The following is a 24,556-nucleotide window of genomic DNA, read 5'->3' on the forward strand; positions in this document are numbered from 1 at the left end:
AGAACAACCGAGGTTTATTCGCTCCGCTCACGGAACAAAGGGAGGAATAATGATCCGCTATATGGGCACGCGACAGAACGACGACGGTGCCATCGTATATGTGTTTATTATCAACGGTTTGCAGAAGGAAATTCGCGAGCACGCGCTCAAGCAGTATCCCGGTTGTTACGAGGTGCTGCCCGCTTCTGCCAAGCAAAAAATCGCTGCGAACCGCAATTGGCTGTCCAAGCTATAGAATCGTTATCAGGAGATTGCAATGAGTAAAGCGCAAGACAGTAAAAAAGAATCGAAAAAAGAGCCGGCCAAGTCGGTAAAAGAGAAAAAGGAACAAAAGAAGGTCAAGAAGGAAGAGCGCGCGCGTCAGTAAGCACGCGGGCTTGGGAGGTCGGATGCGCCTGGCGATCGGTTCGGAACAGGTTTCCCCGGCAGCGGAGCGCTTGCGGGCACTGCTGGCGCGAAGCTGCGCCCTGGCGTTGCTGGCCGCTCCCGCCGCCCAGGCCGCGCCGTCGACCTTCGGCCCCGTCATCGGCAGCGCCATCCTGTGCCGCAGCCAGCTCGACAATGCCTACTTCCACGATTATCTGGTGAGCGCTTTCGGCCCGTCGTACAAGCACGAGGGCGGCGCCTACTGGTTCAAGGCCGACGGCACCTTGTGGGGCGCGCAGGTGACCGACATCATGATCAGCGACGATACCAGCGAAGTGGTGTTCGTTGCCGCCGTGGCCGACACCACGCCCGACAAGCTCGAAGAGTCGATCCGCAACGCCGTGGGCGTGCGCCATGTGTCGATGGACAACTCGCAGTATCCCGTGCGCGCGTCCAATCCCGGCAGCAAGATCGTCTACTTCAAGACCAAGTCCAAGATTTACTGCGCCAAATACAAGCCGCTACCCGTCGGCAGCCAGCGGTGATGCACTTCCAGGGAATCCATGTATAAGCAATTCTTCAGCCTGAAGCAATCACCGTTTTCGATCGCCCCCGACCCGCGCTACCTGTACATGAGCGAACGCCACCGCGAAGCGCTGGCGCACCTGCTCTATGGGGTCGGCAGCGGCGGCGGCTTCGTGCTGCTGACCGGCGAGATCGGCGCCGGCAAGACCACCGTGTGCCGCTGCTTCATCGAGCAGATTCCGGCCGATTGCCGCCTGGCTTACATCTTCAATCCCAAGCTGACGGTGGAGGAATTGCTGCTGTCGATCTGCGACGAGTTCCGCATCGACCTGCCGCCGGCACCGGCCGGGGCGGTGAGCGTGAAGAGCTATGTCGACGCCATCAACCGCTACCTGCTGGCCAGCCATGCGCAGGGCAAGAACAATGTGCTGATCATCGACGAGGCCCAGAACCTGTCGGCCGACGTGCTCGAACAGCTGCGCCTGCTGACCAATCTGGAAACGAGTGAGCGCAAGCTGCTGCAGATCATCCTGATCGGCCAGCCCGAGCTGCGCGCGATGCTGGCCCGGCCGGAACTCGAACAGCTGGCCCAGCGCGTGATCGCGCGCTATCACCTCGGTTCCCTCACCGAAGCGGAAACCGCCAGCTACATCGCGCACCGCCTGGCGGTGGCCGGCGGGGGCTCGTCGCGGCCATTTCCGCGTTCGGTGATGCCGCAGGTATTCCAGCTATCCCAGGGCGTGCCGCGACGCATCAACCTGCTGTGCGACCGCGCGCTGCTGGGCGCGTACGTCGAAAACAGCCGTGAAGTGACGCGCCCTATCCTGCGCCGCGCCGGCAGCGAAGTGTTTTCCGGTGGTGCCAAGGCGCCCGCGCCGAAAAACCGCTGGCCGGCCGTCGCGGCCGGGGTAGCGGCTGCAGCCGTGATCAGCGCTGCCGCCGCGTGGCAGATGCGACCATCCGCACCGGCGCTGCAGGCTGCCGCCCCCGCGGCGGTGGCGGCCACCGTGCTCGCGGCGGCGCCGCAGTCGAGGGCGGTGCCGGCGGCGAGTGCGCCACCGGTGGCGAGCACGCCACGGGTCGCCGTCACGCCGCTGGCGCATGCGAGCGAGCAGGAGGCGCTGCGCCCCCTGGCGGCCCTGTGGGGCGTGGCCCTGCCGGCCGGCGCCACCTGCGACGATGTGCTCAAGCTGAACCTGCGCTGCCATCAGAGCAAGGGTGGGCTGTATGAATTGCGCCTGCTGGACCGTCCGGCCATCCTCACCCTGCGCGACGGTGCGCAGGTGAGCTATGCGCTGCTGACCGGCATGGACGACACCCACGCGCGCCTGAGCGTCGATGGCAAGGAGCAGAAGATCGACATCGGTGCGCTCGCCACGCGCTCGGACGGCAGCTTCGTGACCCTGTGGACGATGCCACGCTACTACCGCGACCAGGTCAGCGCCGGGGAGCAGGGCGCCGATGTCGACTGGATCGCTTCGCGCCTGGCCAAGATCAACGGCCTGGTGCCGCCCGCGGCGGACCGGCCGCTGAGCGGCCAGACGGTCGAATTGCTGCGCACCTTCCAGACCCGGCAGAATCTCAAGGCGGACGGCGTGGCCGGTCCGCGCACCTACATGCGTCTGAACCAGCTGACCGGCGTGGCCGAGCCGCGCCTCCTGGCCGCCAGCGCAACGGGGAAACCATAAGATGTCGTATATTCTCGAAGCCCTCAAGAAAGCCCAGGCCGAACGCCAGATCGGCAGCGCGCCGACCATTCACGCCGTGCCGCTCCATGGCGGCGAGCCGGAACGTGACGGCGCCGGCGCCAAGCCGCTCGTGATCGGGCTGGCGCTGCTCGCGCTCGGGGCCGCCGGGGCCGCCGTGTACGCCTGGCGGCAACCGGCTGCGCCGGCGCCTGTGGTGCAGGCTGCCGCCCCGGTGGCTGCCATTCCGGCTCCCGCACCCGCACCCGCACCCGCTCCTGTGCCCGCGCCAGCTCCCGAAGCGGTTGCCATGCCTGTGGCGGAAGCGCCGCCGCGCAAGAGCGAGCCGGTCAAGGTCGCCGTGGCCGAACCTGTCCTCAAACCCGAGCGGGTCAAGAAGGCTGAACCAGTCAAGCCTGCGCCGGCGAAAGAGGACGTGGCCAAGGCCGACACAGCACCTCCCGCGCCGGAAGAGAAACTGCGCACCCTGCGCGAGTTGCCAGAAGCGCTGCAGCACGAGATTCCGCCGATCGCGGTTGGCGGCTACATTTACTCCAAGAATCCGGCCGACCGTCTGTTGCTCATCGATAAGGTGCTGCGCCGCGAAGGCGATGAAGTGGCGCCCGGCCTGGTGCTTGAAAAATTGCTGCCCAAGGCGGCCGTCATGAAATACAAGGGCGAGCGCTACCGCCATCCGTATTGATGCCTTTGTAGTTTGTATAATGGCGGACTTACTTGTCTCACTCTACGGCGGAAAGGCCGCGCATGCACAATCTACTGGGTGTGATCGGCTGGTCCGGCAGCGGCAAGACGACCTTGCTTGAAGTACTGGTCAGCCAGCTGGCGGCCGATGGCCTGCGCATCAATGTCGTCAAGCACAGCCATCACGACGTGATGCTCGAACCGCCCCATAAAGATAGCGCGCGCCTGCGCCTGGCCGGTGCGGCGCAGGTGATGATCGCCTCGCCGTTTCGCGTGGCGGTCATCCGCGAACTGCGCGGCGAGCCCGAACCGACGCTGGCCGACCAGCTGGCGCTGCTGGGCCCGGCCGACCTGACCTTGGTCGAAGGCTACAAATGGGAAGCCATTCCCAAGCTCGAAGTGCAGCGGCCGTCGCTGGGCCATCCGGCGCTGTATCCGAACGATCCGCATATTGTCGCCGTGGCATCGGATGAGCCCCGGCCGGATGATCTGCCCGACAAGCTCGCCTGGCTCGACCTGAACGCGCCGGCGACAGTCCTGGCCTGGCTCAAGCAAAGAATTAATTCGCCGCAAGCCTAAAGTATGGACGCAGGCTGCCGTTACCATCCGTGATAGCCATCAAAACGGGAGAACTCTCATGGATGTTTCAGGAATCGCCTCACTGGCAACCAGCATGGCCCAGACAGGTATCAAGCAGGAAGTCGGCTACGCCGTCTTGAAAAAAGCGCAACAGATGGAAGGCCAGGTCGCTGCCCAGCTGATCGACGCGCTGCCGAAAAGCCCGCGCTTGCCGTCGAACCTCGGCAACACGATCAACACGACTGCCTGAGCCGCGCCCGTCAGGGCGCAGCCTGCTGAACAGACATTCGCTGTCCGTGCGGCAGGAGCCTGGCTCCGCCGTGCTGCGGCACGCCGCCCGGCGACCTCCTGTCGAAGGAGGGGCCGGGTTTTTTACGTTAGAATCGCCTGCGGCATGGGGAAAGTTGTAAGGAACTGAAAAGCGCGCGCGGTAATCGCACGGCCGGCTTTACAATCGCCCCCGAGCTGGCAATTCCGGTTTCACTTCCATATTCTCAAGGAGATTCACGATGAACAAACGTCAAGCCCTGATCGCAGCCGCCCTCGCCGGCATGTACGCGGTATCCTCCGGCGCGGCCGCGCACGAACCCGGATCGATGGCCAAGGTCGACAAGGCCGAGAAAGAGAAGTGCTACGGCATCGCCAAGGCCGGCCAGAACGATTGCGCCAGCGCCAACGGCTCGCATTCGTGCTCGGGCCAGTCGACCGTCGACAAGGCGCCGGAAGAGTGGAAATACGTGGCCAAGGGCACTTGCGAAAAAGCCGGCGGCAAGCTGACCGGCAAGTAAGGGCAAGCAAGGGCAAGTAAGCTGTGACGGGCGGGGCTTTACCGGTCGATCTTCCAGCCGGTCCCGCCTCGCCGGGCGCCGGTGTCGGCTTGCGCGCCCCGCATTACCGCCAGTTTCTCGAGCAGCGGCCCGCGGTCGGCTGGCTTGAGGTTCATACCGAAAATTTTCTCGACCGCGCGGGCTGGGACTGGCATGTGCTGCAGGAACTGCGCCGCGATTATCCCATCAGCCTGCATGGCGTCGGTCTCGGACTGGGCTCGGCGCGCGGCTTTTCATCTTCCCATCTGGAACGCGTGTGCGCCCTGGTCGAGCGGGTCGAGCCCATGCTCGTGTCCGAACACCTGTGCTGGGGCGCCATCGCCGACCGCCAGCTCAACGACCTCTTGCCCATGCCGCTCAGCCGGGCTGCGCTCGACCTGCTGTGCCAGCGGGTGGAGCAAGTGCAGGACCGGCTGCAACGCCGCATTTTGCTGGAAAATGTCTCCACTTACGTGCGGTTTCGCGACGATGCGATGAGCGAGGCCGAATTCATGGCCGAGCTGGCCAGCCGCACCGGCTGCGCGCTGCTGCTCGATGTGAACAATCTCTACGTCAATCAGTGCAACCACGGCGAGGACGCACTGGCGGCGATCGCGGCCATCGCGCCCGGCAGCGTGGGCGAAATCCACCTGGCCGGCCATCTGGTGACGCCGCAAGCCGTGATCGACCATCATGGCGACGTGGTGGCCGAGCCGGTGTGGGCGCTGTACCAGGCGGCGCTGGCGCGCTTCGGACGCTTGCCGACCCTGATCGAATGGGATACCGACGTGCCCGCGCTCGACGTGCTTCTGGGCGAGGCGCGCCGTGCCCAGCAAATTGCCAGCGTGTATCCGCTGCCGGACGCCGCCAACCCCTGGCGCGGCCGGCACGCCCAGCCGCTGGCATCGGACTATCTGGCCGCAACCCAGCAGCAGTTCGCGGCGGCCCTGTTCGACCATGCCGGGGAGGGCGCCGCGCTGGCGCAATTGAAGGGCGACGCCAACACGCACCGCTTCGGCCTGTACCGCGGCAACCTGACCGTTACCTGGAACAAGACCTTGTCGGCGGCCTGTCCCGTGCTGCGCCAGCTGGTCGGCGAGGAATTTTTCGGCGGCCTGACGCGAGCTTACGGCATGGCCCACCCCTCGCTTGATGCCGACCTGAACCGCTTCGGCGCCGGCTTCGCGCGTTTCCTCGACGGTTTTCCCCACATTGCCGATTATCCTTACCTGCCCGACATGGCGCGCCTGGAATGGGCCTTGCACCGTGCCCATTACGCGCCTGATGCCGACCCCATCGGCGCCGACGCGCTCGCCGTCCTCACGTCCGAGGCCTTCGAGAACGCGCGCTACGCGCTCCATCCCGCCTGCAGTCTGATCGCGTCGCGCTGGGCGGTAGTGCCGCTGTGGCAGGCGCATCAGCCGGACAGCGGCGTCGACTTTCCTTCAGCCATGGATTGCCCGAGTGCAGCTCTGGTGGCGCGCCCGCGCTGGAAGACGGAACTGGTGGCGCTGAGCCCAGCGCATGCCGGCGCCCTGGCCGCCCTGGCCGGCGGATATACGATGGGGGAGGCGCTCGATGCCGCGTTCGCCCTCGACGAGCAATTCGATATCGGGGCGCATCTGGCGCAGTGGCTGGCGCTGGGCATCCTGCTGGCGCCGCCCGGCTGAGCGAACCGCCACCGGGCGCAGCCCGTTCGCCACTGTGCGGAACAATGCGAATTTTTCCCGCGTCCGCGCGCACGCCAGAAGCGTTGCGTTTTACTCAAGCTATAATCATCCTTTATATCGATTTTATTCATGTCCATGAGCGCTGATCAAGCAATCGACGAATACCTGAGCAATGGCAATACCATTACCACCGCGGTAGGAACCGTGCTGCTATCCCCGGAAGCGCGGCGGGCGATCTACAAGCGCCTGGTCAATGAGCCGGCGGCACCCTACCACGTCCTGCTGACCCAGATGCTGGCGGAAGAAGTGAAGTTCCGCACCTGGATATCGGAAGAGATCGTGCAGGACGACATGAATTACTACGAAGGCATCTACCAGTGCGCCTTCCTGCTCTACCGTGTCGGCGATGTGCGCGATACCCTGCCGCTATGGGAGGCCAAGTACATCAATATGGATGTGGGAAGTTCGATGGGCGCCGAGTATTTTGTCGGTGCCGGGCTGGAGCAGACCCTGGCATTCCTGGCAAGCTCGCCGGCTCCGCAAGCGGCTGAGATTGCGGAATATCTGCACGGCTGGTTCGACCAGCCGGGCGCCATTACCTGGCAAGAAGCATGGGAGCGGGAACGCGCGTCGAATATAGCCTGCGCCTGATTGTTCGACGGGTGGGCGACGGCGTATTTGTAGCCGCGCGCAGGACGCGCATCGGCGGGCGGTACCAGCGGCGTCCGCGAATGACGCCGCTGGGTTGGTTAATGAAACGCGCGCATGATGCGCGCTTCGCCGGACAGATCGGCGTTTTCCACGTTGGCGGCGCGGGTCGCTTCGATCATGCGCCCGAGCTGCTCATCCTCGAACCTGGCTAGTTCTTCGGTGGCCGCGTTCAGTGCCAGCGCCAGCTTGGCCCTGGCACTGCGGTATAACACGCTGGTGTACTGATCCGTGTTCTTCAGCAATTCCTCCGCATTTTCGATCACGAGACGCAGGTCGCCGATCAGTCGTTCTTGGGTTTGCTGGTTTTCTTCAGGGTTATCCATGGTGGCCACCTTGAATCGGTTAATCACGTCTTAGAATATAAACAAAGCAAGAGTTTTCGTGTTTGTCGCGCCGCAAGAAGGGCCGCGGCGCGGCTTGTCTCTGCTCAGCATATTTCTAATATTGCCCGATTACAAGGGGATTGTTCTGCGCTGGCGCAATCAGGCGCCGTCCGTGCCACCGCTGCGCACGCTGATGCGCACATCGCCGATGCCGACCACCTGGCCATCGCGGATCTTGGCCGTCTTGCGCAATTCCTTCTTGCCGTCGACCGATACCACGCCCGTGGCGACCAGGTTCTTGCCCGCGCCGCCGCTGTCGCACAGGCCCGTCAGTTTCAGTAACTGGTTCAGTTCGACGAACTCGCCTGTCAGGTCAAAAGAGACTTTCTGCATTTACCGCTCGTCCTAAAAAATAATGTAAGAACCGCAGTGTGGCGGCATCGGCGCGGCGCGTCAACGTCAAGGTCGGCGTCGGCCGCGCCGCGCCGCCATCACAGTCCAGGCCGGGTCATGTCGAGCGGGACGATCCAATCCTGGAACTGTTGTTCCGTAACAAAACCGAGCGCCAGCGCCGCCTGTTTCAAGGTGGTGCCTTCGTGCTGCGCCTTCTTGGCGATCTGGGCCGCGCGGTCGTAGCCGATGTGCGGCGCCAGCGCCGTCACCAGCATCAGCGAGCGCTCCATCAGTTCGCCGATACGTTCGCGGTTCGGCTCGATCCCGTGCGCGCAGTGCTCGTTGAAGGAGCGCATGCCGTCGGCCAGCAGGCGGGCACTTTGCAGGAAGTTATGGATGATCATCGGCTTGAACACGTTCAGCTCGAAGTTGCCCGAGGCACCGCCCATGGTAATGGCGACATCATTGCCGAATACCTGGCAGCACAGCATGGTCAGCGCCTCGCACTGGGTCGGATTGACCTTGCCCGGCATGATCGAGCTGCCCGGCTCGTTTTCGGGAATGCTGATTTCGCCCAGGCCCGAGCGCGGGCCGGACGCCATCCAGCGCACGTCGTTGGCGATTTTCATCAACGCCGTGGCCAGGGTTTTCAGGGCGCCGTGGGTGCCCACCAGCGCGTCGTGACCGGCCAGGGCGGCAAACTTGTTGGGCGCGGTTTTAAAGCTGATGCTGGTGCGCGAGCCGATTTCGGCCGCGATGCGCCCCGCGAAATCCGGGTGGGTATTCAGGCCCGTGCCGACCGCGGTACCGCCGGCGGCCAGTTGCAGCAGGCCGGGCAGGGTGGACTTGATCGCATGTTCCGAGTATTCCAGCTGGGCCACGTAGCCGGAGAATTCCTGTCCCAGGGTCAGCGGCGTGGCATCCTGCAGGTGGGTGCGGCCGATCTTGACGATGTCGGCGAAGTCGCGCGCCTTGATTTCCAGCGTGCCGCGCAGGCGCGCCAGGGCCGGCAGCAGCGACTGCACCACAGCCTGGGCCGCCGCCACGTGCATTGCGGTCGGAAAGATATCGTTCGACGACTGGCCCATGTTCACATGGTCGTTCGGGTGCAGCAGGCGGCCTTCGCCGCGCGCGCCGCCCACCAGCTCGGACGCGCGGTTGGCCAGCACCTCGTTCATGTTCATATTGCTTTGCGTGCCGGAACCGGTCTGCCACACCACCAGCGGAAATTCGTCCGGATGGCGCCCGTCGAGGACTTCGTCGGCCGCCTTGACGATGGCGTCGGCCTTATCCGCGGGCAGCAGGCCGAGCGAGCGGTTGACGGCGGCGGCGGCGCGCTTGACCTGGGCCAGCGCGGCCACCAGCTCGGGCGCCATGCGCTCGGTCGAGATCGCGAAGTGCTCCAGCGAGCGCTGCGTCTGCGCGCCCCACAAGCGCTCTGCCGGTACCGCGATCGGGCCAAAACTGTCTTTCTCGATTCTTGTTTCCATTTAGCTACCTGTTTATTTGAGACTGGGGTTAAAGAGTTTATCGCGGCGTACGTTAATTACGGCAGGGCTACAGATTTCACTGGGTCCGCCGTCATTAGCTGAGCAACATTACCATATATGCACCATTCTGGAATCGTCCGGCTGGTCCGGTCCGGCATTACCGCTATCCTCGCCTTGCTCCTGGCCGGCGCGCTCTCCTGCGCTCACGCGGCCGAGCTGGGCGAGGTCCAGGTGCGCTCGTATATCGGGCAGCCGCTGGTGGCCGACATCGAACTGACCGCGCTGGCCGAGCCTGGCTCCAGCGTACAGGTACGGCTGGCCGATCCGAATGTGTGGCGCGGCGCCAATGTGCGCATGCATCCGGTGCTGTCGAACCTGACCCTGTCGGTGATGCGGCGCGACGGCCGCCAATTTCTGCACATCACCTCGGTCAATCCGGTCGAGGGCGACTACGTCCACCTGTTTCTCACGCTTGCCGAAGGCGGCAAGCGCGAAGTGCGCGCGGCCACCTTGTGGCTGAGCCAGGATCCGCAGCCGGCCCCGCCACCGCCACCGCCGCCCGCTCCCGTTCCCATTCCAGTTCCAGTTCCAGTTCCAGTTCCAGCGCCGGCATCGGTATCCGCGCCCGCGCCAGCGCGAACGGCGCGTGCCGCTCCGGCTGTCATCGCCCCGGCAGCGCCGCGCCCGGTGCGCGTATTGCAGCTGCCATCGGCGCCGGCATCCTGTCCCCAGCAGTTCAGCGATGAGCAAATCAAGCTCTGCGCTGCGCTCGACCACAAGAATGGCATACTGACCGCCCAGATTGTTGAACTGGAGGAAAAGGTCAAGCTGCTGCAATTGGCCATCGAAAACAAGAGCGCGGCGGCAAGCAGTCACACCGAAGCGGCCAGCACGCCGCCGCCCGTCATCTCGCGTGCCGCCCTGGCCAAAAAGAATGCCGAAGCCGCCAAGAAAGGGGAGGGCTTGCCCTGGATGCTGATCGGCGCTGCCGCAGCCGGCGCGCTGCTCGTGATCGGGCTGGCCGTCTGGTTCCTGCTGCGTCGACGCAAGCGCAAGGCGGCCCTTCCCGCCGAGGTTGCCGAGGCCCCGGCCGTGCCCAAAACGGGCATGTTCGCTAGGCTGGCGGCACGCTTCAAACGCAAGCCCAAGGCAGCTGCGCCGGTGGCACACGTGGAGCCCGACGCCGGCTGATTTCGTTGCATATAGCAAAATGTTGTAAAAAAGACCCGCACACGGACGAAGTCGTCTACACAAGTTGAAAAACTGCGCTATACTGATTTCCGTGGTCCTGCGGGACTGCACAAACGGGCCCAGGATCTGGCGCAGCCACCAACGATAGCGTGGCGCGGCAAGCAGATAATCGTTGAAGAAACGCCTGTCCCCGGAAGCGGTCCGCCAGCCAACGATGCGCTTGCGGACGCCGGATGCAACCGGCACGAGGCGACACCAGGAGATACCTGGTGATCGCTCTCCAGAATTCTTTCCTCCCCCTGTGATCGTTTTGCCTTCGGGCTATACTCTTCGGTGATCCCATCACCGAAGGCAAGCTCATGACGACGGCAACACATTCAGCACAAGCGCAATACGACCTGTTCCGCCAGCGCGGACTCAAACTCGACATGTCCCGCGGCAAACCGGCGCCCGAACAACTCGACCTCTCCAACGACCTGCTTGACGCCTTGCCGGGCTTTAGTGCGGCCGACGGCACCGACGCCCGCAATTACGGCCTCGGCGTCGGCCTGCCCGAAGCGCGCGCGCTGTTCGGCGGCTTGCTCGGCCTGCCGGCTGCCCAGGTGGTGGTCGACAGCAGTGCCAGCCTGTCGCTGATGCACGACGTGATCGTCTACGCACTGTTGAACGGCGTGCCGGGCGGACAGCCCTGGGTTGGTCAGCAACCGGTGTTTCTGTGCCCGGTGCCCGGCTACGACCGTCATTTCTCGATCTGCGAAGCGCGCGGCATCAAGATGATCAACGTGCCGCTCAACGACGACGGACCGGACATGGACATCGTCGAGCAGCTCGTGGCGACCGACGCCAGCATCAAGGGCATGTGGTGCGTGCCCAAGTACAGCAACCCGTCCGGCACGGTGTATTCGGATGAGGTGGTGCGCCGCCTGGCCGCCATGAAGACGGCCGCGCCGGACTTCCGCCTGATGTGGGACGACGCCTATCGCTTTCATCATCTGACGGACGAGAACGTGCGGATTGCCGAGATCATCGCCGAATGCGCCAGCGCCGGCAATCCGGACCGGGCGATCGTGTTCGCATCGACCTCGAAGGTGAGCTGGGCTGGGTCGGGTATTGCCGCGCTTGCATCGTCGCCGGCCAATATCGCCTGGTGGACGCGCCACGCGGGCATCCGCAGCATCGGCCCGGACAAGATCAACCAGCTGCGCCATGTGCGCCTGCTCAAGGATGTGGCCACCGTTGAGGCGCTGATGACGCGCCACGCGGCGCTGCTCAAGCCCAAGTTCGACGCGGTGCTGGCGCAGTTCAGCGCGCAGCTGGGCGATGTGGCGGGGGTGTCGTGGACGGTGCCGAAGGGCGGGTATTTCATCGATCTGGTGACGCCGCCGGGTGCGGCGAAGAAGACGATCGCGCTGGCGAAGGAAGCAGGGATTACGCTCACGCCGGCTGGCGCTGCGTATCCGTACGGGGTCGATCCCGAGGACAGCCATATCCGGATTGCGCCGAGTTTTCCGTCGTTGCTGGAGATTACCCAGGCGGCCGAGGGGATTGCGCTGGCGTTGAAGGTGGCTGTGGCTGGTTGAGTAACCTCCCGCCGTTCCCGTGTCGCCGCCCTCGTCGTTCCCGCGCAGGCGGGAACGACGGAGGTAGTGGCGGGAATGACGGGAGGCAGGGCAGGGCGGCGTCAAACGACGAATAAAAAAAGCGCCCTCAGGCGCTTTCATTCACATCTTTACCAGTTCAGTGCGTCGCGCACATCACATCCGACAACTGCCACGGCTCGGTAATCTCGCGCACGGCGCGGTCATTGGCCATGATCTGCTTGAGCAAATCGATCTTGCGCATGCGCGGAGCGCCATCGAGTGCCGGCACGCCGGTCTTGGTCGCCGACGCCTGCTGCGCGCACTGCGTTTCCAGGTGCGCCAGGCCGTTCCAGTCGCCTGCTTTTGCCGCAACCGCCATCTTGCCAGTCAGACCAGCAATATTTTCGTACATCGAGAGAACTTCGTTGGAGGTCATGCGCTCACCTGGCCAAAAAATTTATAAAGATTACCGCGTGTCCTTCCATAACGTCGGGATTGCGCGGAACTTTAGCCCTTTTTCAAAAAAATCTGAAAATATTTTTAGCTTACTTAATTGATAAGCTCTTCCAGCCCGCCACTGAGCTCGCCCAGCGGCGGAATCCCGGCAAACAACGCATCCGGCGCCACGCCCAGGCCGGTGGCCAGCGCCGCCGTGAAACAGGCAGCCAGTTCCTCATCGTTCGGCTGGCGCTCCTCGTAGCGCGCGCGCAGCACGGCCAGGTGAATCACCGCCGCCATCCGGTAGGAAGGCGACTCCGGCGTCGGATCGCCAAAGTGGCGCAAGGTCTGGTGAAACAGGTCGGGGAACTTCCAGCGTACCGCCAGTTCCGCCCCCACTTCGCTGAAATCGTAGCCGAACAGCGCTTTTTCGGCCGCGATGCGGCCATTCTCATACGGCCCGACCGTCTGGTCGAGCTCCCGCGCCTGCTCCGCCACGCCCGCATGCATCACCAGTTGCCCGATCCCGTGCATCATCCCGATCGTGAACGCCAGGTCGGTATTGGCGCCGATCTGCTTGGCGATCCACTTGGCCGCCACCGCCGTGTGCAGGCTGTAGCGCCAGAAGCGCTTCAGGTCGAGGCCCGGCACGGTCTTGAAGCTGCCCACCAGGCCGGAACTGATCACCAGGGTCCGCACCGTCACAAAACCGAGCATGCGCACCGCGTCGCCCACATTGCCGATCCGGCGCGAGACGTGATAGTAGGCCGAGTTGGCCAGCCGCAGCAGCTTGGCGCTCAGCACCGGGTCGAGCGAGAGCTTGCGCGCGATCTCTTCGACCGCCACATCCGGGTCGTCGAAGCTGCTGATCAGTTCTGCCACCACTTTGGGCGCGGAGGGCAGGGCGTTCGGATTTTGCAGCAGGGTCTCGAGAGTCATGGTGTCTCCTGGTTGATGCGGGCTCGCGGCAGCCAGACTATATAGAGAAACATTGGGCAGCGCTACTGGAGCGCCACGGTTCCCGTTTTACGCACTCTGGCCGCCTATTGTGCAGTTTGTCGCATTTGGTGTACGTTTCGCACTGCGCTCGATTAGAGTGCAGGCTGGGAAGTCGCGCCGGTCCTGGCGCCGCCACGAAGAGAGAAAAGACATGACATTATTGAAAGCCCGACGTCTGGCCGCCGCCATCGCGCTCGCCTGTACCGCCTTTGCCGCCCATGCCGAAGCCCCGTACGCGTTCGCCACCACGCCGGGCAAGCTGCCGAAGGATATCGTGCCGGTGCAGTATGCCGCCCACCTGATCCCCGACCTGGCCGCCAATACCTTCCTCGGTTCCGAGACGGTGGAAATCGAAGTGCTTAAAACCACCTCCCTCATCATGCTCAACGCCGTCGACCTCGAGATCGACGCGGCCAGCCTGTCGGGCAAGAACATCGGCTCCCTGAAACTGACGCCCAAGATCGACAAGGAACAGGAAACGCTCAGCTTCGCGCTGGCGCAGCCGCTCGAACCTGGCCGCTACAACCTGGCCCTCAAGTTCCACGGCGTGATCAACCGCGAAGCGCGCGGCATGTTCCACATGAAGTACAAGGCCGGCAGCGCGGCGCGCACCATGATCGCCACCAACATGGAGCCGACCGACACGCGCCGCATGCTGCCGACCTGGGACGAACCGGCTTTCCGCGCCGCCTTCAAGCTCACCGTCGACCTGCCGGCCAGCTTCAAGGCCTACTCCAACACCCCGCTCGAACGCCAGGAAAAGCTCGACGGCGGCCTGCAGCGCTTTCACTTCGGCGTCACGCCCAAGATGTCGAGCTACCTGGTGGTGCTGGTGGCGGGCGAACTGGAACGGATCAGCGCCAGGCAGGATGGCGTGGAGATCGGCATCGTCACCACCGAAGGCAAGCAGGAGTCGGCCGCCTACGCGCTGGCCGCCACCAAGGACTTGCTGCGCTACTACAACAAGTACTTCGGCCAGCCCTACCCGCTGCCCAAGCTGGACCAGATCGCCATCCCCGGCGGCTTTAACGGCGCCATGGAAAACTGGGGCGCCATCGTCTACAACGAATCGGCCCTGCTGGTCGACCCCAAGAAAAGTCCCGACCATGTGCGCCAGAACTCGTTCGGCATCAACGCCCACGAAGTGGCGCACCAGTGGTTCGGCAACCTGGTGACCATGGGCTGGTGGGACAACCTGTGGCTCAACGAAGGCTTCGCCTCCTGGATGGCGACCAAGGCCACCGACCATTTCCATCCCGAGTGGCGGGTGCAGCTGGGCGCCCTGGCCGACCGCGAAAGCGTCATGAACCTGGACGCGCGCAAGACCACGCACCCGATCCAGACCCCGGTGCTGACCGAAGCGCAGGCCGCCGACGCCTTCGATGCGATCACCTACGCCAAGGGCCAGGCCTTCCTGCGCATGCTGGAGGCCTACCTGGGCGAAGAGCCCTTCCGCAAAGGCATCCGCGCCTACATGGCCAAGCACCAGTATGGCAACACCACCACCGCCGACCTCTGGGCCGCGCTCGAAAAGGCCTCCGGCAAGCCGGTCGAAAAGCTGGCCTCCGACTGGACCACCCAGCCCGGCTTCCCGCTGCTGAAGGTCGAACAAAGCTGCGAAAACGGCAAGCGCCGCGTGACGCTGTCGCAGGAACAGTTCCGCCTCGACGAACCGGCCCTTGAAAAACGCCTGTGGAACGTACCGGTGCAAGTGGGCACCGTCAACGGCAAGGCCAGTTACGCCTTGCTCTCGGGCGCCAGCAGCACGGTAATGCAAGCCTCGTGCGACGGCACGCTGGTGATCGACCCGGCCAGCGTCGGCTACTTCCGTGTCCAGTACGACAAGGCCGGATTCGACGCGCTGGCAGGGCAGGCCGCCAAGCTGCCCGACACCACCCGACTCAAACTGCTGGGCGACACCTGGAGCCTGGTGCAGGCCGACCGCATGCAGCTTGATAGCTACGTCAAACTGGTCTCGGCCTACGCCGACGAACCGCGGCTGGCGGTATGGGACGCCATTCTCGGCAATCTGAGCACGCTCGACACCCTGGCCCAAGGCGAACCGGAACGCGCGCTGGTGCGGCGCTATATAACCAGCCTGGCCGCTCCCAGGTTCGCGCGCCTCGGCTGGGACGACAAGCCCGGCGAATCGACCGAAGAGCGCCAGCTGCGCGCCCTGCTGGCCAGCACGCTGGCCAAGATCGGCGACCCGGCCGTGATCGCCGAAGGGCGCGCCCGCTTCGCGCGCTTCCTGCTCGACCCAGCCAGCGTGTCGCCATCGATGATCGAGTTCGTCATGCGCGTGGCCGGCCGCTATGGCGACGCCGCCACCTACGAGGCCCTGGCCAGCCGCGCGGTGCAAGCCCAGAGCGACGAAGAACGCAACCGCTACGCGCGCTCCATGGCGCTGGCGCGCGACCCGGCGCTGGCCCAGCGCACCTTGAAAATGGCGCTCTCGCCCGAACTGCCGGCGCAGCTGACCTCCACCCTGGTACCGGCGGTGGCGCGCGGCGAACACGTCGAGCTGGCGTGGGCGTTCGCCACCGCCAACCGCGACGCATTGATGAAGGACCAGGAATCGGTTGGCCAGAACCGCTTTTTCCCGAGCGTGGTATCGTCCTCCTCCAATCCGGCCCACGCGGACATGATGGAAGCCTACGTGAAGCAGAACTTCGGCCCCGATGCCCAGGTCGAAGCGCAACGCGTCGCCAATGGCATCCGCACCCGCGCCGCCCAGAAAACCCGTTTGCTGCCGCAAGTGCGCGCGGCGTTCAAATAAACACAGCATCAAGGAACGACATGAAAACCAACTGGACCCCGATCAAGACCGCCCTCAGCCTCGCCCTGTGCGGCGCCTCGCTGGCCTTTGCCCCGGCCCATGGCGCCGGCCAGGACGCCGCCCCCGCCGCCAAGGCCATTACCACCCCCGTGCTGCCCGGCGACGACTTTTTCGCCTACGCCAACGGCGACTGGCTCGCCAAAACCGAGATCCCGGCGGACCGCAGCAGCTGGGGCGCCTTTGCCGCCATGGCCGAAACCAGCAACGCGCGCATCGTCAAGCTGATCGACGAAGTCGCGGCCGACAAGAAGGCCAAGGGCGAAGCGCGCAAGGTCGCCGATTTCTACAGCACCTTCATGGACGAAGCGGCCATCGAAGCGAAAGGCACGGCGCCGCTCAAGCCGCTGCTGGCGAAGATCGACGCCATCAAGGACAAGGCGCAGCTGGTGCGCGCGCTGGGCGCCTCGCTGCGGGCCGACGTCGATCCGCTCAACGCCACCAACTTCTTCACCGAGAACCTGTTCGGCCTGTGGGTCGCCCAGGGCCTGAACGACCCGACCCGCAACACGCCCTACCTGCTGCAGGGCGGCCTGGGCATGCCGGACCGCGCCTACTACCTGACCGACAGCCCGCGCATGGCCGACCTGCGCACCAAATACAAGCAGCACATCGGCGCCATGCTCAAGCTGGCCGGTTACCCTGATGCCGACGCGCGCGCGGCCAAGGTATTCGATCTCGAGATGAAGATCGCCCAGTCGCACGCCAGCCGCGAGGACTCGGCCGACGTCCTGAAAGCGAACAACAGCTGGACCCTCAAGGACTTCGCCGCCAACGCGCCCGGCATGGACTGGGCTGCGTTCTTCAAGAGCGCCGGCCTGACGGGCGCGCACAACTTCATCGTCTGGCATCCGGGTGCGATGAAGGGCGCCGCCGCGCTGGTCGACAGTACCGATATCGCGACCTGGAAAGACTTCCTCGCCTTCCACCAGGTGAACCACTTCGCCCCGGCCTTGCCGAAGGCCTTTGCCGACCAGCGCTTCGAGTTTTCCGGAAAAGCCATGAGCGGCACCCCGCAGCAGTCGCCGCGCTGGAAGCGCGCGCTGGCCGCCACCAACGGCGCGCTCGACGAAGCGGTCGGCCGCATGTACGTGGAACGCCACTTCCCGGCCGAGAACAAGGCGCGCGTGCAGAAAATGGTCAGCAACATCATCGCCGCCTTCAGCAAGCGCATCGACCAGCTGGACTGGATGGCCCCGGCCACCCGCGCCCAGGCGCAGGAAAAGCTCAAGACCATGTACGTCGGCGTGGCCTATCCGGACCGCTGGCGCTCGTACGCGGGCCTGAAGGTCGTGCCGGGCGACGCTCTCGGTAACGCCGTGCGCGCCGAACAGTTCCACTACGCGCAGGAGATCGCGCGTCTGAAGCAAAAGGTCGACCGCACCGCCTGGGCGATGCCGCCGCAATTGGTCAACGCGGTCAATCTGCCGCTGCAAAACGCCATGAACTTCCCGGCCGCGATTTTGCAGCCGCCGTTCTTCGATCCCAAGGCGTCCGATGGCGAAAACTACGGCGCCATCGGCTCCATCATCGGCCACGAGATCAGCCACAGCTTCGACGACCAGGGCGCGCAGTTCGACGCCCAGGGACGCCTGCGCGACTGGTGGACCAAGGAAGACATGGCCCACTTCAAAGGCGCCGCCGGCAAGCTGGTGGCGCAGTTCAGCGCCTACAAGCCGTTCCCCGACCTGGCCGTCAACGGCCAGCTGACGCTGAGCGAAAACCTGGCCGACCTGGCCGGCGTCGCGGCATCCTACGATGCCTACAAAGCCTCGCTGGGCCAGGCCGCGCCGGCCGACGCCGACAAGCAGTTCTTCCTCGGCTACGCGCGTGCGTGGCAGACCAAGGTGCGCGAAGCGGCTGCGCGCCAGCGCATACTGACCGACGGCCACGCGCCGGCTGAATACCGCACCGCCATCGTGCGCAATCTCGAGCCGTGGTACAAGGCGTTCGACGTCAAGCCGGGCCAGGCCCTGTACCTGGCGCCGGCCGAACGCGTCAAGGTATGGTAAGAAAGGACGTGCGATGAGCCAGGATATCGACGACATCACGCGCCGCACCCTGGCTCACTACGACAGCACCGCCGAACAGTTCTTCCGCGGCACGGTGGACCATGATGTCAGCCAGAACATCGCGGCGCTGCTCGACGCCATCGACGGCGAGGCGCCGTACACCTTGCTCGACCTGGGCTGCGGCCCGGGGCGCGACCTCAAGACCTTCAGCGCCCTTGGCCACCGCGCCATTGGCCTGGATGGTTCGGGCGAATTCGCGGCCATGGCGCGGGCCTACAGCGGCTGCGACGTGTGGCATCAGGACTTCGTGCACCTCGACCTGCCGGCTGGCCTGTTCGACGGCATCTATGCCAACGCCGTGCTGTTCCACGTGCCCAGCCGCGCGCTGCCCGAGGTGCTGGACAAGCTGTACGCGGCGCTGAAGCCGGGCGGCGTGCTGTTCAGTTCCAACCCGCGCGGCAACAACCAGGAAGGCTGGAACGGACCGCGCTACGGCAGCTACTACGACTTCGATACCTGGCAGGAATACATGATCGCCGCTAACTTTTCTCCGCTGCATCATTACTATCGTCCCGACGGCTTGCCGCGCGAACAGCAGCCCTGGCTGGCGAGTGTTTGGCGCAAGCCGTACGGTTAGTTAGCGAACGGAACAATTCTTCGGATTGAACTATTCTGAACCGGTCGCACATTCCGGTGCGCCCGCAGTTTCACTCACCATATGAGGTACCGAAAATGAACGAGGACCAAGTAAAAGGCAAAGCGAAAGACATCGGCGGCAAGATCCAGGAAGAAGTCGGCAAAGTTGTCGGCAGCAGCGAGCAGCAAGCTAAAGGTTTATCAAAGCAGGTAGAAGGCAAAGTCCAGGAAAAATTCGGCGACGCCAAGGAAGTGCTCAAGGATCAAGGAAACCGCTGATCCAGCTCAGACGCGCCCCACAACCGGGGTCAGAGCTCTAATTAGAAATCTTTCTAATCAGAGCTCTGACCCCGGTTCCGTTTACCGGCCCAGTTCGATTGTTCTGTGAAGACAAGAAATAAATTGCGCCCATGGCGACATCCGAGCCGAAAAAACTTTCCTAACCGGGGTCAGACATCCGAATCGAACCTTTTTTGTTGCTAGTCAGAGCTCTGACCCCGGTTAGGAAATAATTTGGCTTATGTGCGGGAGCGAACTGATCAATTCTGAGCTCAGCAGTAAGATGGCTTCACTACATCGCCACCCTGGCTTTGTGCACTAAAGGAGCCTTACCATGAACAAAGATCAAGTCAACGGCAAACTGCAAGACATCGGCGGCAAAATTCAGGAAGAAGCTGGCAAACTGGTCGGTAGCACCGAACAGCAAGCTAAGGGTCTGGAAAACCAGCTCGAAGGCAAAACCCAGGAAAAAATCGGCGACCTCAAAGAAGCTATCAAGGATGCGACCAACTAATTGGTCCGCTCCATATGAAAACAGCCGCGAACTTCGCGGCTGTTTTTTTTGGTCGGTCGCTTTGCGCCGATTACTTCGGCGCGTCGGCCAGGTTCTTTTTGAAGAACGCTTCGATGGTGCCGTACACGTGGCGCTGCCCCGGCCGCGATGAGATCCCGTGCTTGGCGCCCGGGTAGGTCATCAGGTCGAAACGCACGTTGCGATTCACCAGGCCATCGATCAGGCGCGTGGTGTTGGTGAACAGGACGTTATCGTCGGCCATGCCGTGCACCAGCAGCAGCGGCGACTTGAGCCCGTCCAGGTGCGCGAACACGCCGCTGGTCTTGTACGCGTCCGGCTGGCCCTTCGGCGTGCCGCCCACATAACGCTCGGTGTAGTGGGTGTCGTACAGCGCCCAGTCGGTCACCGGCGCGACCGAGACGCCCATCGCAATCTTGCTTGATGCCGCCGCCAGCAGGCGCAAGGTCATGTAGCCACCATAGCTCCAGCCGAACACGCCGATGCGCTTGGCGTCCACGAAACTCTGCTTGCCCAGCCAGTCGATGCCGGTCAGCTGGTCTTCGACTTCGTGCTTGCCCAGGCCATTGTGGATCGCGTCGGTGAACGCGCGCTCGCGCCGGTACGAGCCGCGGTTATCGAGGCGAAATACCACGAAGCCCTGCTGCGCCATGTACTGGTCGAAGTAGTTGCCCCATTTGCGCGAGACGTGCTGCGCGTGCGGCCCGCCATAGGTCGACAGGTACACCGGATACTTTTTCGCGGCGCTGAAGTCCGACGGCTTGATCAGCGAGTAGTGCAAGGTCTGGCCATCGTTGGCCTTGATGGTGCCGTACTCGGTAGCCAGGTGGTCGGCCTTGTACTTGGCGTACGGGTGCTCCGCATTGAGCTCGTTCTTTTCCAGCCAGCCGACCATCGAACCGTCCGGACGTCGGATCGAAATCTGCGGCGGGGTCGATGGGTCGGAGAAGGTGTCGACGAACACTTCGCCGTTGCGCGAGAACGCCGCTTCGTGCCAGCCGTCGCCCTTGGTGATGCGCAGCGGCTTGTCGGCGCCGCTGCCGTCGAGCGCCAGCGCGTAGGTCTGCTTGTCGATCACCGCGTCGCGGTTCGACGATACGTACACGCGGCCCGCTTTTTCGTCGACCGCCAGCACGTTGTCGATGCCCCATTCGCCGCTGGACACGGGATGCAGCAGTTTGCCATCGAGGTCGTACAGGTACAGGTGATTGCGTCCGCTGCGCTCGGACGCCCACAGGAAGGCATTGCGCTTGGACAGGAAGCGCAGGTCGTCATGGATGCTGACCCAGGTTGTCGAGGTTTCGGTGAGCAGGGTGCGCTGCGCCAGGGTGGCGGCATCGACCGAAATCAGGTCGAGGCGCTTCTGGTCGCGCGACTGCAGCTGGTACACCAGCTGTTTGCTGTTGGCGCTCCAGTCGGCGCGCACCAGGTAGATGTCGCGGTTCGGACCCAGGTCGACCTTGCGCTGCGCGCCGGTGGTGGGCGAGACGATCATCAGGTCGACCAGCACGTTGGCGTCGCCCGCTGCCGGGTAGCGCTGCTCGACGACGTCGGTGCGGTCGGCGAAAATCTCGAAGCGGCGCACGACCGGCACCGGCGACTCGTCGTAGCGCTTGTAGGCGATGGCCGAATCGTCGGGCGCCCAGTAGTAGCCGGTGCGCTGGCCCATTTCTTCCTGCGCCACGAATTCGGCTTCGCCGTTGAAGATGGTGCCCGCGCCGTCGGTGGTGAGCTGCTTCTCAAGCCCCGAGACCAGGTCGATCACGTACAGGTTCTGCTTGCGGACAAAAGAGACGTAGCGGCCCTTGGGTGAAATCTTCGGATCGGCCACATTGCCCGAGGCGACCTTGCGCGCCGCCTGCGGCTTGGCCGCATCGATCAGATACAGGTCGCCGGCGATCGGTACCAGCAGTTGTTTGCCGTCCGGCGACCAGCTGTAATTGAGGATGCCGGTCAGGCTGGCGGTGCGCGCGCGCTCGCGGCGGGCCTGTTCTTCGGGCGAGAGGGTCTCGTTCGGAACCAGCAGTTTGGAGTCGACCAGGCGCTTCGAGGTCTTGTCCTTCATGTGGAATTCCCACAGATCGAGCTGGAACTGGTTGTCCTGGCGGCCGCGCAGGTAGGTGACACGGGCGCCGTCGGGCGACATGCGCAGGTTGCGCACGCTAGGCCCCGCCAGCGCCGGGTCGGCGTGGATACGGTCCAGTGTCAGGCGTTCGGCGGATGCGGGAACGCTGGACAATGCGGCGAGAAAGCAGAGAAGAAATCGCATGGATGTCTCGGGTGAGGTGGATGTGGAGAACTCAGGACGATACCAGAGTTCCGCACCCGTGGGCACCCCTCGCCGGCGACCCGCGTCACGCCTTTGCGCGCGTGCGCGACAGGTGGTGTAAAGACCACGTCAGCAGCACCGCGGCCACGGTCAGGCCCAGTACGAGCCCGATCCAGAAGCCGGCGGCGGCCATCGGCACCGCCGGCGACCAGGCGAACCACGACGGCGCCAGGCCCAGTACATACCCGACCGGCATGGCAAAACCCCAGAACGCGAGCAGCTGGATCTGCATCGGCTGGCGCGTGACCTTGTAGCCGCGGATTGCGCTGGACGTTGCAACCTGGGTGGCGTCGGACAGCTGGAACAGCGCCGCGAACAGCAGCAGGTGCGCGCACAGTTCCTGCACCGCCGGATCGGATGTGTAGGCGCGCGCGATCTCCCAGCGGAACACGGCGATCAGCGCCGCCGAGATGAGCGCAAAGGCGAGCGACATCGCAACCCCGACCCAGGCCACGAAACGCGCGCGCACCGCGTCGCCTTCGCCCAGCGCATGGCCGACGCGGGTAATGAGGCCGATGCCGAAACTGAGCGGCACCATGAATACCAGCGACGAGAAATTGAGGGCGATCTGGCTGGCGGACACCTGCACCACGCCGAAGCGGGCGATCATCAGGCTGACCGCGCCGAAAGCGCTCACTTCGGCCAGGTAGGTCACGCCGATCGGCAGGCCAAGGCGCAGCATGGCGCCGATCTCGGGCCAGTTGGGCCCTTCCCAGTGCGTGAACGGGTAGGTCTGGCGGTAGGCCGGGGCGATGCGGATCCAGGCCAGCATGGCGCCCAGCATGAGCCACATGCACACGCCGGTGGCGACCGCGCAGCCGACCCCGCCCAGCTTGGGCATGCCCCAGTTCCCGAATACCAGCAGCCAGTTGACGAAGACGTTGAACAGCAGCCCTAGGACGGCGATCACCATCACGGGCTTGGTCTGGTTGATGCTGGTGGTGTAGCCGTACAGCGCGCGGTAGCAGGCAAAGGCCGGCATGCCGATGCTGATCGCATGCACGAACATGGCGGCGTTGGCGGCAACGTCGGGCGTGAGGCCGATGTGGTCGAACACGAGGGTCGACAGATTGGCCACCAGGCAGGCCACCAGGCCCACGCCCACGCCTTTCCAGAGCGACTGGCGCACCACGTGCGGAATGCGGCCGTACTGCGCGGCGCCGATGTCGTGCGCGACCACGGTGTTAATCGCCATCATGGTACCCATCACGGTCACCAGGATGATCGACCAGACCGACGCGCCGAGCGAGACGGCGGCCAGTTCGCTGGCGCTGACGTGGCCCGTCATCGCCACGTCGGCCACGCCCATGCCGACGGTGGCCAGCTGCCCGACCAGCATGGGCCAGGACAGGCGCCACAGGGCGGCGACTTCGGTGCGGACGGGCGTGGGCTTGGCGAGAATGGCGGACATGATGGATACGGTAGGAGCAAACAGGGATTTTACCGGCTAATGGCGGGCAGGGTGGGGCGCGGGTTTGTCGGGGTGCGTGTAAAGACTTGTTACACATCTCACCGCTTGCCCACTGGCGCCGCGGCCGCGCGGTCGTCACAATCGGTCATTGCACATCAAGGATCGTCCCATGCTGAAGTCTCCCTTTAAAATCGCGCTGCTGCTCGGCGCCACCATCTTTTCGCACGCCGTCGCCAATGCCGGTGAACTGACCCTGTTCTCGCGCGATGGTTTCGACGGCCGCGAGATGACCTTGCGCGCCACAACGCCCAACCTGGTCGAAAGCGGATTCAATGACCGCGCGTCGAGCATGATCGTGCGTTCCGGGCGCTGGGAGGTGTGCGAGCATGTCGGCTTCGAGGGCCGCTGCGTGGTTTTCGAGCAGGGCGAATATCCGACGCTGGAGCGCTTCAACGACCGCATTTCATCGGTGCGCGAAATCATGCCGGAGCGCGGGCATGGCGGCGGGCGCCATCATGGCGGCCGGCGCGGCATGATCTCGCTGTTCGCCGAGCGTGGCCTGGAAGGGGACGCCAAGCGCCTGCGGCGCGATGCCGACGATTTCGCCGAGATCGATTTCAACGACAGCGCGCGCAGCGCCCAGGTCATGGAAGGCACCTGGCAGTTGTGCAGCGACGCCGGCTACCGCGGCACCTGCCGCATCTTCGCGCCGGGCCGTTACGAGGACCTGGGACGCGGATTGCGCGGGCACGTGTCGTCGGCGCGCATGGTCGATGCCGAGGGCGGGGGAGGGGCAGGGGGCGGGCAGCGCGATGGCGATGTGGAGCTGTTTTCGTCAAGCGGCTTTTCCGGCGAGCGCCTGGTGCTGCGCGAAGACACGCGCGACCTCACCGACTTCGGATTCAACGACCGCGCCGACGCACTTATCGTGCATCAGGGCGAGTGGGAGTTCTGCAAGCACGCCGATTTCGGCGGCCGCTGCGTGACTTTCGGCCCGGGCCGTTACGAGCGTCTGGGACCGATGGGGAACCTGATTTCATCGGTGCGCCGGGTCCGTTAAGGA

At 64.4% G+C, this 24,556-nt stretch carries 24 protein-coding genes; 17 read left to right on the forward strand and 7 right to left on the reverse strand.

What is annotated here, in order from left to right:
• The first annotated feature begins 49 nt into the window (after nt 1-49).
• The 9 genes from CR152_RS09915 to CR152_RS09955 all read left to right on the forward strand — a co-directional run bounded on the left by CR152_RS09915 (nt 50) and on the right by CR152_RS09955 (nt 6,984).
• The gene (locus tag CR152_RS09915) at nt 50-235 is read left to right on the forward strand and encodes a hypothetical protein (RefSeq protein ID WP_099874770.1); all 186 of its coding nucleotides are present in this window, start codon (nt 50-52) and stop codon (nt 233-235) included.
• Nucleotides 236-389: 154 nt separating this feature from the next.
• On the forward strand, nt 390-911 hold the full coding sequence (locus CR152_RS09920; protein ID WP_229413334.1) for a hypothetical protein: 522 nt from the start codon (nt 390-392) through the stop codon (nt 909-911).
• 18 nt (nt 912-929) lie between these two features.
• Nucleotides 930-2,579 (forward strand): ExeA family protein, encoded by a 1,650-nt coding sequence (locus CR152_RS09925; protein ID WP_099874771.1) that lies wholly within the window; start codon nt 930-932, stop codon nt 2,577-2,579.
• A gap of 1 nt (nt 2,580) precedes the next feature.
• Complete coding sequence (locus CR152_RS09930) at nt 2,581-3,279, forward strand: general secretion pathway protein GspB (RefSeq protein WP_099874772.1); 699 nt, start codon at nt 2,581-2,583, stop codon at nt 3,277-3,279.
• Between the two features lie 62 nt (nt 3,280-3,341).
• Nucleotides 3,342-3,857: a molybdopterin-guanine dinucleotide biosynthesis protein B gene (gene mobB / locus CR152_RS09935; protein ID WP_099874773.1), complete on the forward strand. Its 516-nt coding sequence runs from the start codon at nt 3,342-3,344 to the stop codon at nt 3,855-3,857.
• 58 nt (nt 3,858-3,915) lie between these two features.
• Entirely contained in the window at nt 3,916-4,107 is a 192-nt protein-coding gene (locus CR152_RS09940) for a YjfB family protein (RefSeq protein WP_099874774.1), read from the forward strand.
• A gap of 259 nt (nt 4,108-4,366) precedes the next feature.
• Nucleotides 4,367-4,645, forward strand: a complete 279-nt coding sequence (locus tag CR152_RS09945; RefSeq protein WP_099874775.1) for a BufA1 family periplasmic bufferin-type metallophore — start codon at nt 4,367-4,369, stop codon at nt 4,643-4,645.
• Nucleotides 4,646-4,668: 23 nt separating this feature from the next.
• The gene (bufB, locus tag CR152_RS09950; RefSeq protein ID WP_267876232.1) at nt 4,669-6,333 is read left to right on the forward strand and encodes an MNIO family bufferin maturase; all 1,665 of its coding nucleotides are present in this window, start codon (nt 4,669-4,671) and stop codon (nt 6,331-6,333) included.
• A 129-nt stretch (nt 6,334-6,462) separates the two neighbouring features.
• Nucleotides 6,463-6,984 carry a hypothetical protein gene (locus CR152_RS09955; RefSeq protein ID WP_099874777.1) on the forward strand — a complete coding sequence of 174 codons (522 nt, stop codon included), beginning with the start codon at nt 6,463-6,465 and terminating at the stop codon, nt 6,982-6,984.
• Between the two features lie 98 nt (nt 6,985-7,082).
• Here the strand turns inward: CR152_RS09955 and CR152_RS09960 are convergent, their stop codons facing one another.
• The 3 genes from CR152_RS09960 to fumC all read right to left on the reverse strand — a co-directional run bounded on the left by CR152_RS09960 (nt 7,083) and on the right by fumC (nt 9,250).
• Nucleotides 7,083-7,367 carry a DUF883 family protein gene (locus tag CR152_RS09960; protein ID WP_099882157.1) on the reverse strand — a complete coding sequence of 95 codons (285 nt, stop codon included), beginning with the start codon at nt 7,365-7,367 and terminating at the stop codon, nt 7,083-7,085.
• A gap of 159 nt (nt 7,368-7,526) precedes the next feature.
• Nucleotides 7,527-7,760, reverse strand: coding sequence for an RNA-binding S4 domain-containing protein (locus tag CR152_RS09965; protein WP_099874778.1), 234 nt, complete (start codon nt 7,758-7,760; stop codon nt 7,527-7,529).
• A 98-nt stretch (nt 7,761-7,858) separates the two neighbouring features.
• On the reverse strand, nt 7,859-9,250 hold the full coding sequence (fumC, locus tag CR152_RS09970; RefSeq protein ID WP_099874779.1) for a class II fumarate hydratase: 1,392 nt from the start codon (nt 9,248-9,250) through the stop codon (nt 7,859-7,861).
• Nucleotides 9,251-9,367: 117 nt separating this feature from the next.
• Here fumC and CR152_RS33800 point away from each other — a divergent pair, with 117 nt between their 5' ends.
• Nucleotides 9,368-10,441, forward strand: a complete 1,074-nt coding sequence (locus tag CR152_RS33800; RefSeq protein WP_157778415.1) for a type IV pilus assembly protein FimV — start codon at nt 9,368-9,370, stop codon at nt 10,439-10,441.
• A 359-nt stretch (nt 10,442-10,800) separates the two neighbouring features.
• Entirely contained in the window at nt 10,801-12,021 is a 1,221-nt protein-coding gene (locus CR152_RS09990; RefSeq protein WP_099874782.1) for an aspartate aminotransferase type Ic, read from the forward strand.
• Between the two features lie 157 nt (nt 12,022-12,178).
• Here CR152_RS09990 and CR152_RS09995 read toward each other — a convergent pair whose 3' ends face one another.
• On the reverse strand, nt 12,179-12,457 hold the full coding sequence (locus CR152_RS09995; protein ID WP_099874783.1) for a flagellar protein FliT: 279 nt from the start codon (nt 12,455-12,457) through the stop codon (nt 12,179-12,181).
• A 113-nt stretch (nt 12,458-12,570) separates the two neighbouring features.
• Nucleotides 12,571-13,398, reverse strand: a complete 828-nt coding sequence (locus CR152_RS10000) for an HDOD domain-containing protein (protein ID WP_099874784.1) — start codon at nt 13,396-13,398, stop codon at nt 12,571-12,573.
• Between the two features lie 211 nt (nt 13,399-13,609).
• On the opposite strand from CR152_RS10000, the gene CR152_RS10005 reads away from it, so the two are divergent.
• The 5 genes from CR152_RS10005 to CR152_RS10025 all read left to right on the forward strand — a co-directional run bounded on the left by CR152_RS10005 (nt 13,610) and on the right by CR152_RS10025 (nt 19,735).
• Nucleotides 13,610-16,237 (forward strand): M1 family metallopeptidase, encoded by a 2,628-nt coding sequence (locus tag CR152_RS10005; protein WP_099874785.1) that lies wholly within the window; start codon nt 13,610-13,612, stop codon nt 16,235-16,237.
• Between the two features lie 20 nt (nt 16,238-16,257).
• Nucleotides 16,258-18,306, forward strand: coding sequence for a M13 family metallopeptidase (locus CR152_RS10010; RefSeq protein ID WP_099874786.1), 2,049 nt, complete (start codon nt 16,258-16,260; stop codon nt 18,304-18,306).
• Nucleotides 18,307-18,319: 13 nt separating this feature from the next.
• On the forward strand, nt 18,320-18,943 hold the full coding sequence (locus CR152_RS10015) for a class I SAM-dependent methyltransferase (RefSeq protein WP_099874787.1): 624 nt from the start codon (nt 18,320-18,322) through the stop codon (nt 18,941-18,943).
• A 95-nt stretch (nt 18,944-19,038) separates the two neighbouring features.
• Entirely contained in the window at nt 19,039-19,221 is a 183-nt protein-coding gene (locus CR152_RS10020) for a CsbD family protein (protein WP_099874788.1), read from the forward strand.
• Between the two features lie 334 nt (nt 19,222-19,555).
• The gene (locus tag CR152_RS10025) at nt 19,556-19,735 is read left to right on the forward strand and encodes a CsbD family protein (protein WP_099874789.1); all 180 of its coding nucleotides are present in this window, start codon (nt 19,556-19,558) and stop codon (nt 19,733-19,735) included.
• Between the two features lie 70 nt (nt 19,736-19,805).
• Here the strand turns inward: CR152_RS10025 and CR152_RS10030 are convergent, their stop codons facing one another.
• Nucleotides 19,806-22,022: a S9 family peptidase gene (locus CR152_RS10030; protein WP_099874790.1), complete on the reverse strand. Its 2,217-nt coding sequence runs from the start codon at nt 22,020-22,022 to the stop codon at nt 19,806-19,808.
• Nucleotides 22,023-22,107: 85 nt separating this feature from the next.
• Nucleotides 22,108-23,493 carry an MATE family efflux transporter gene (locus CR152_RS10035; protein ID WP_099874791.1) on the reverse strand — a complete coding sequence of 462 codons (1,386 nt, stop codon included), beginning with the start codon at nt 23,491-23,493 and terminating at the stop codon, nt 22,108-22,110.
• A gap of 169 nt (nt 23,494-23,662) precedes the next feature.
• Here CR152_RS10035 and CR152_RS10040 point away from each other — a divergent pair, with 169 nt between their 5' ends.
• Nucleotides 23,663-24,553: a beta/gamma crystallin family protein gene (locus CR152_RS10040; protein WP_099874792.1), complete on the forward strand. Its 891-nt coding sequence runs from the start codon at nt 23,663-23,665 to the stop codon at nt 24,551-24,553.
• Nucleotides 24,554-24,556 lie beyond the last annotated feature (3 nt).

Source organism: Massilia violaceinigra, assembly GCF_002752675.1.
GTDB classification, from domain to species: Bacteria; Pseudomonadota; Gammaproteobacteria; order Burkholderiales; family Burkholderiaceae_D; genus Telluria_A; species Telluria_A violaceinigra.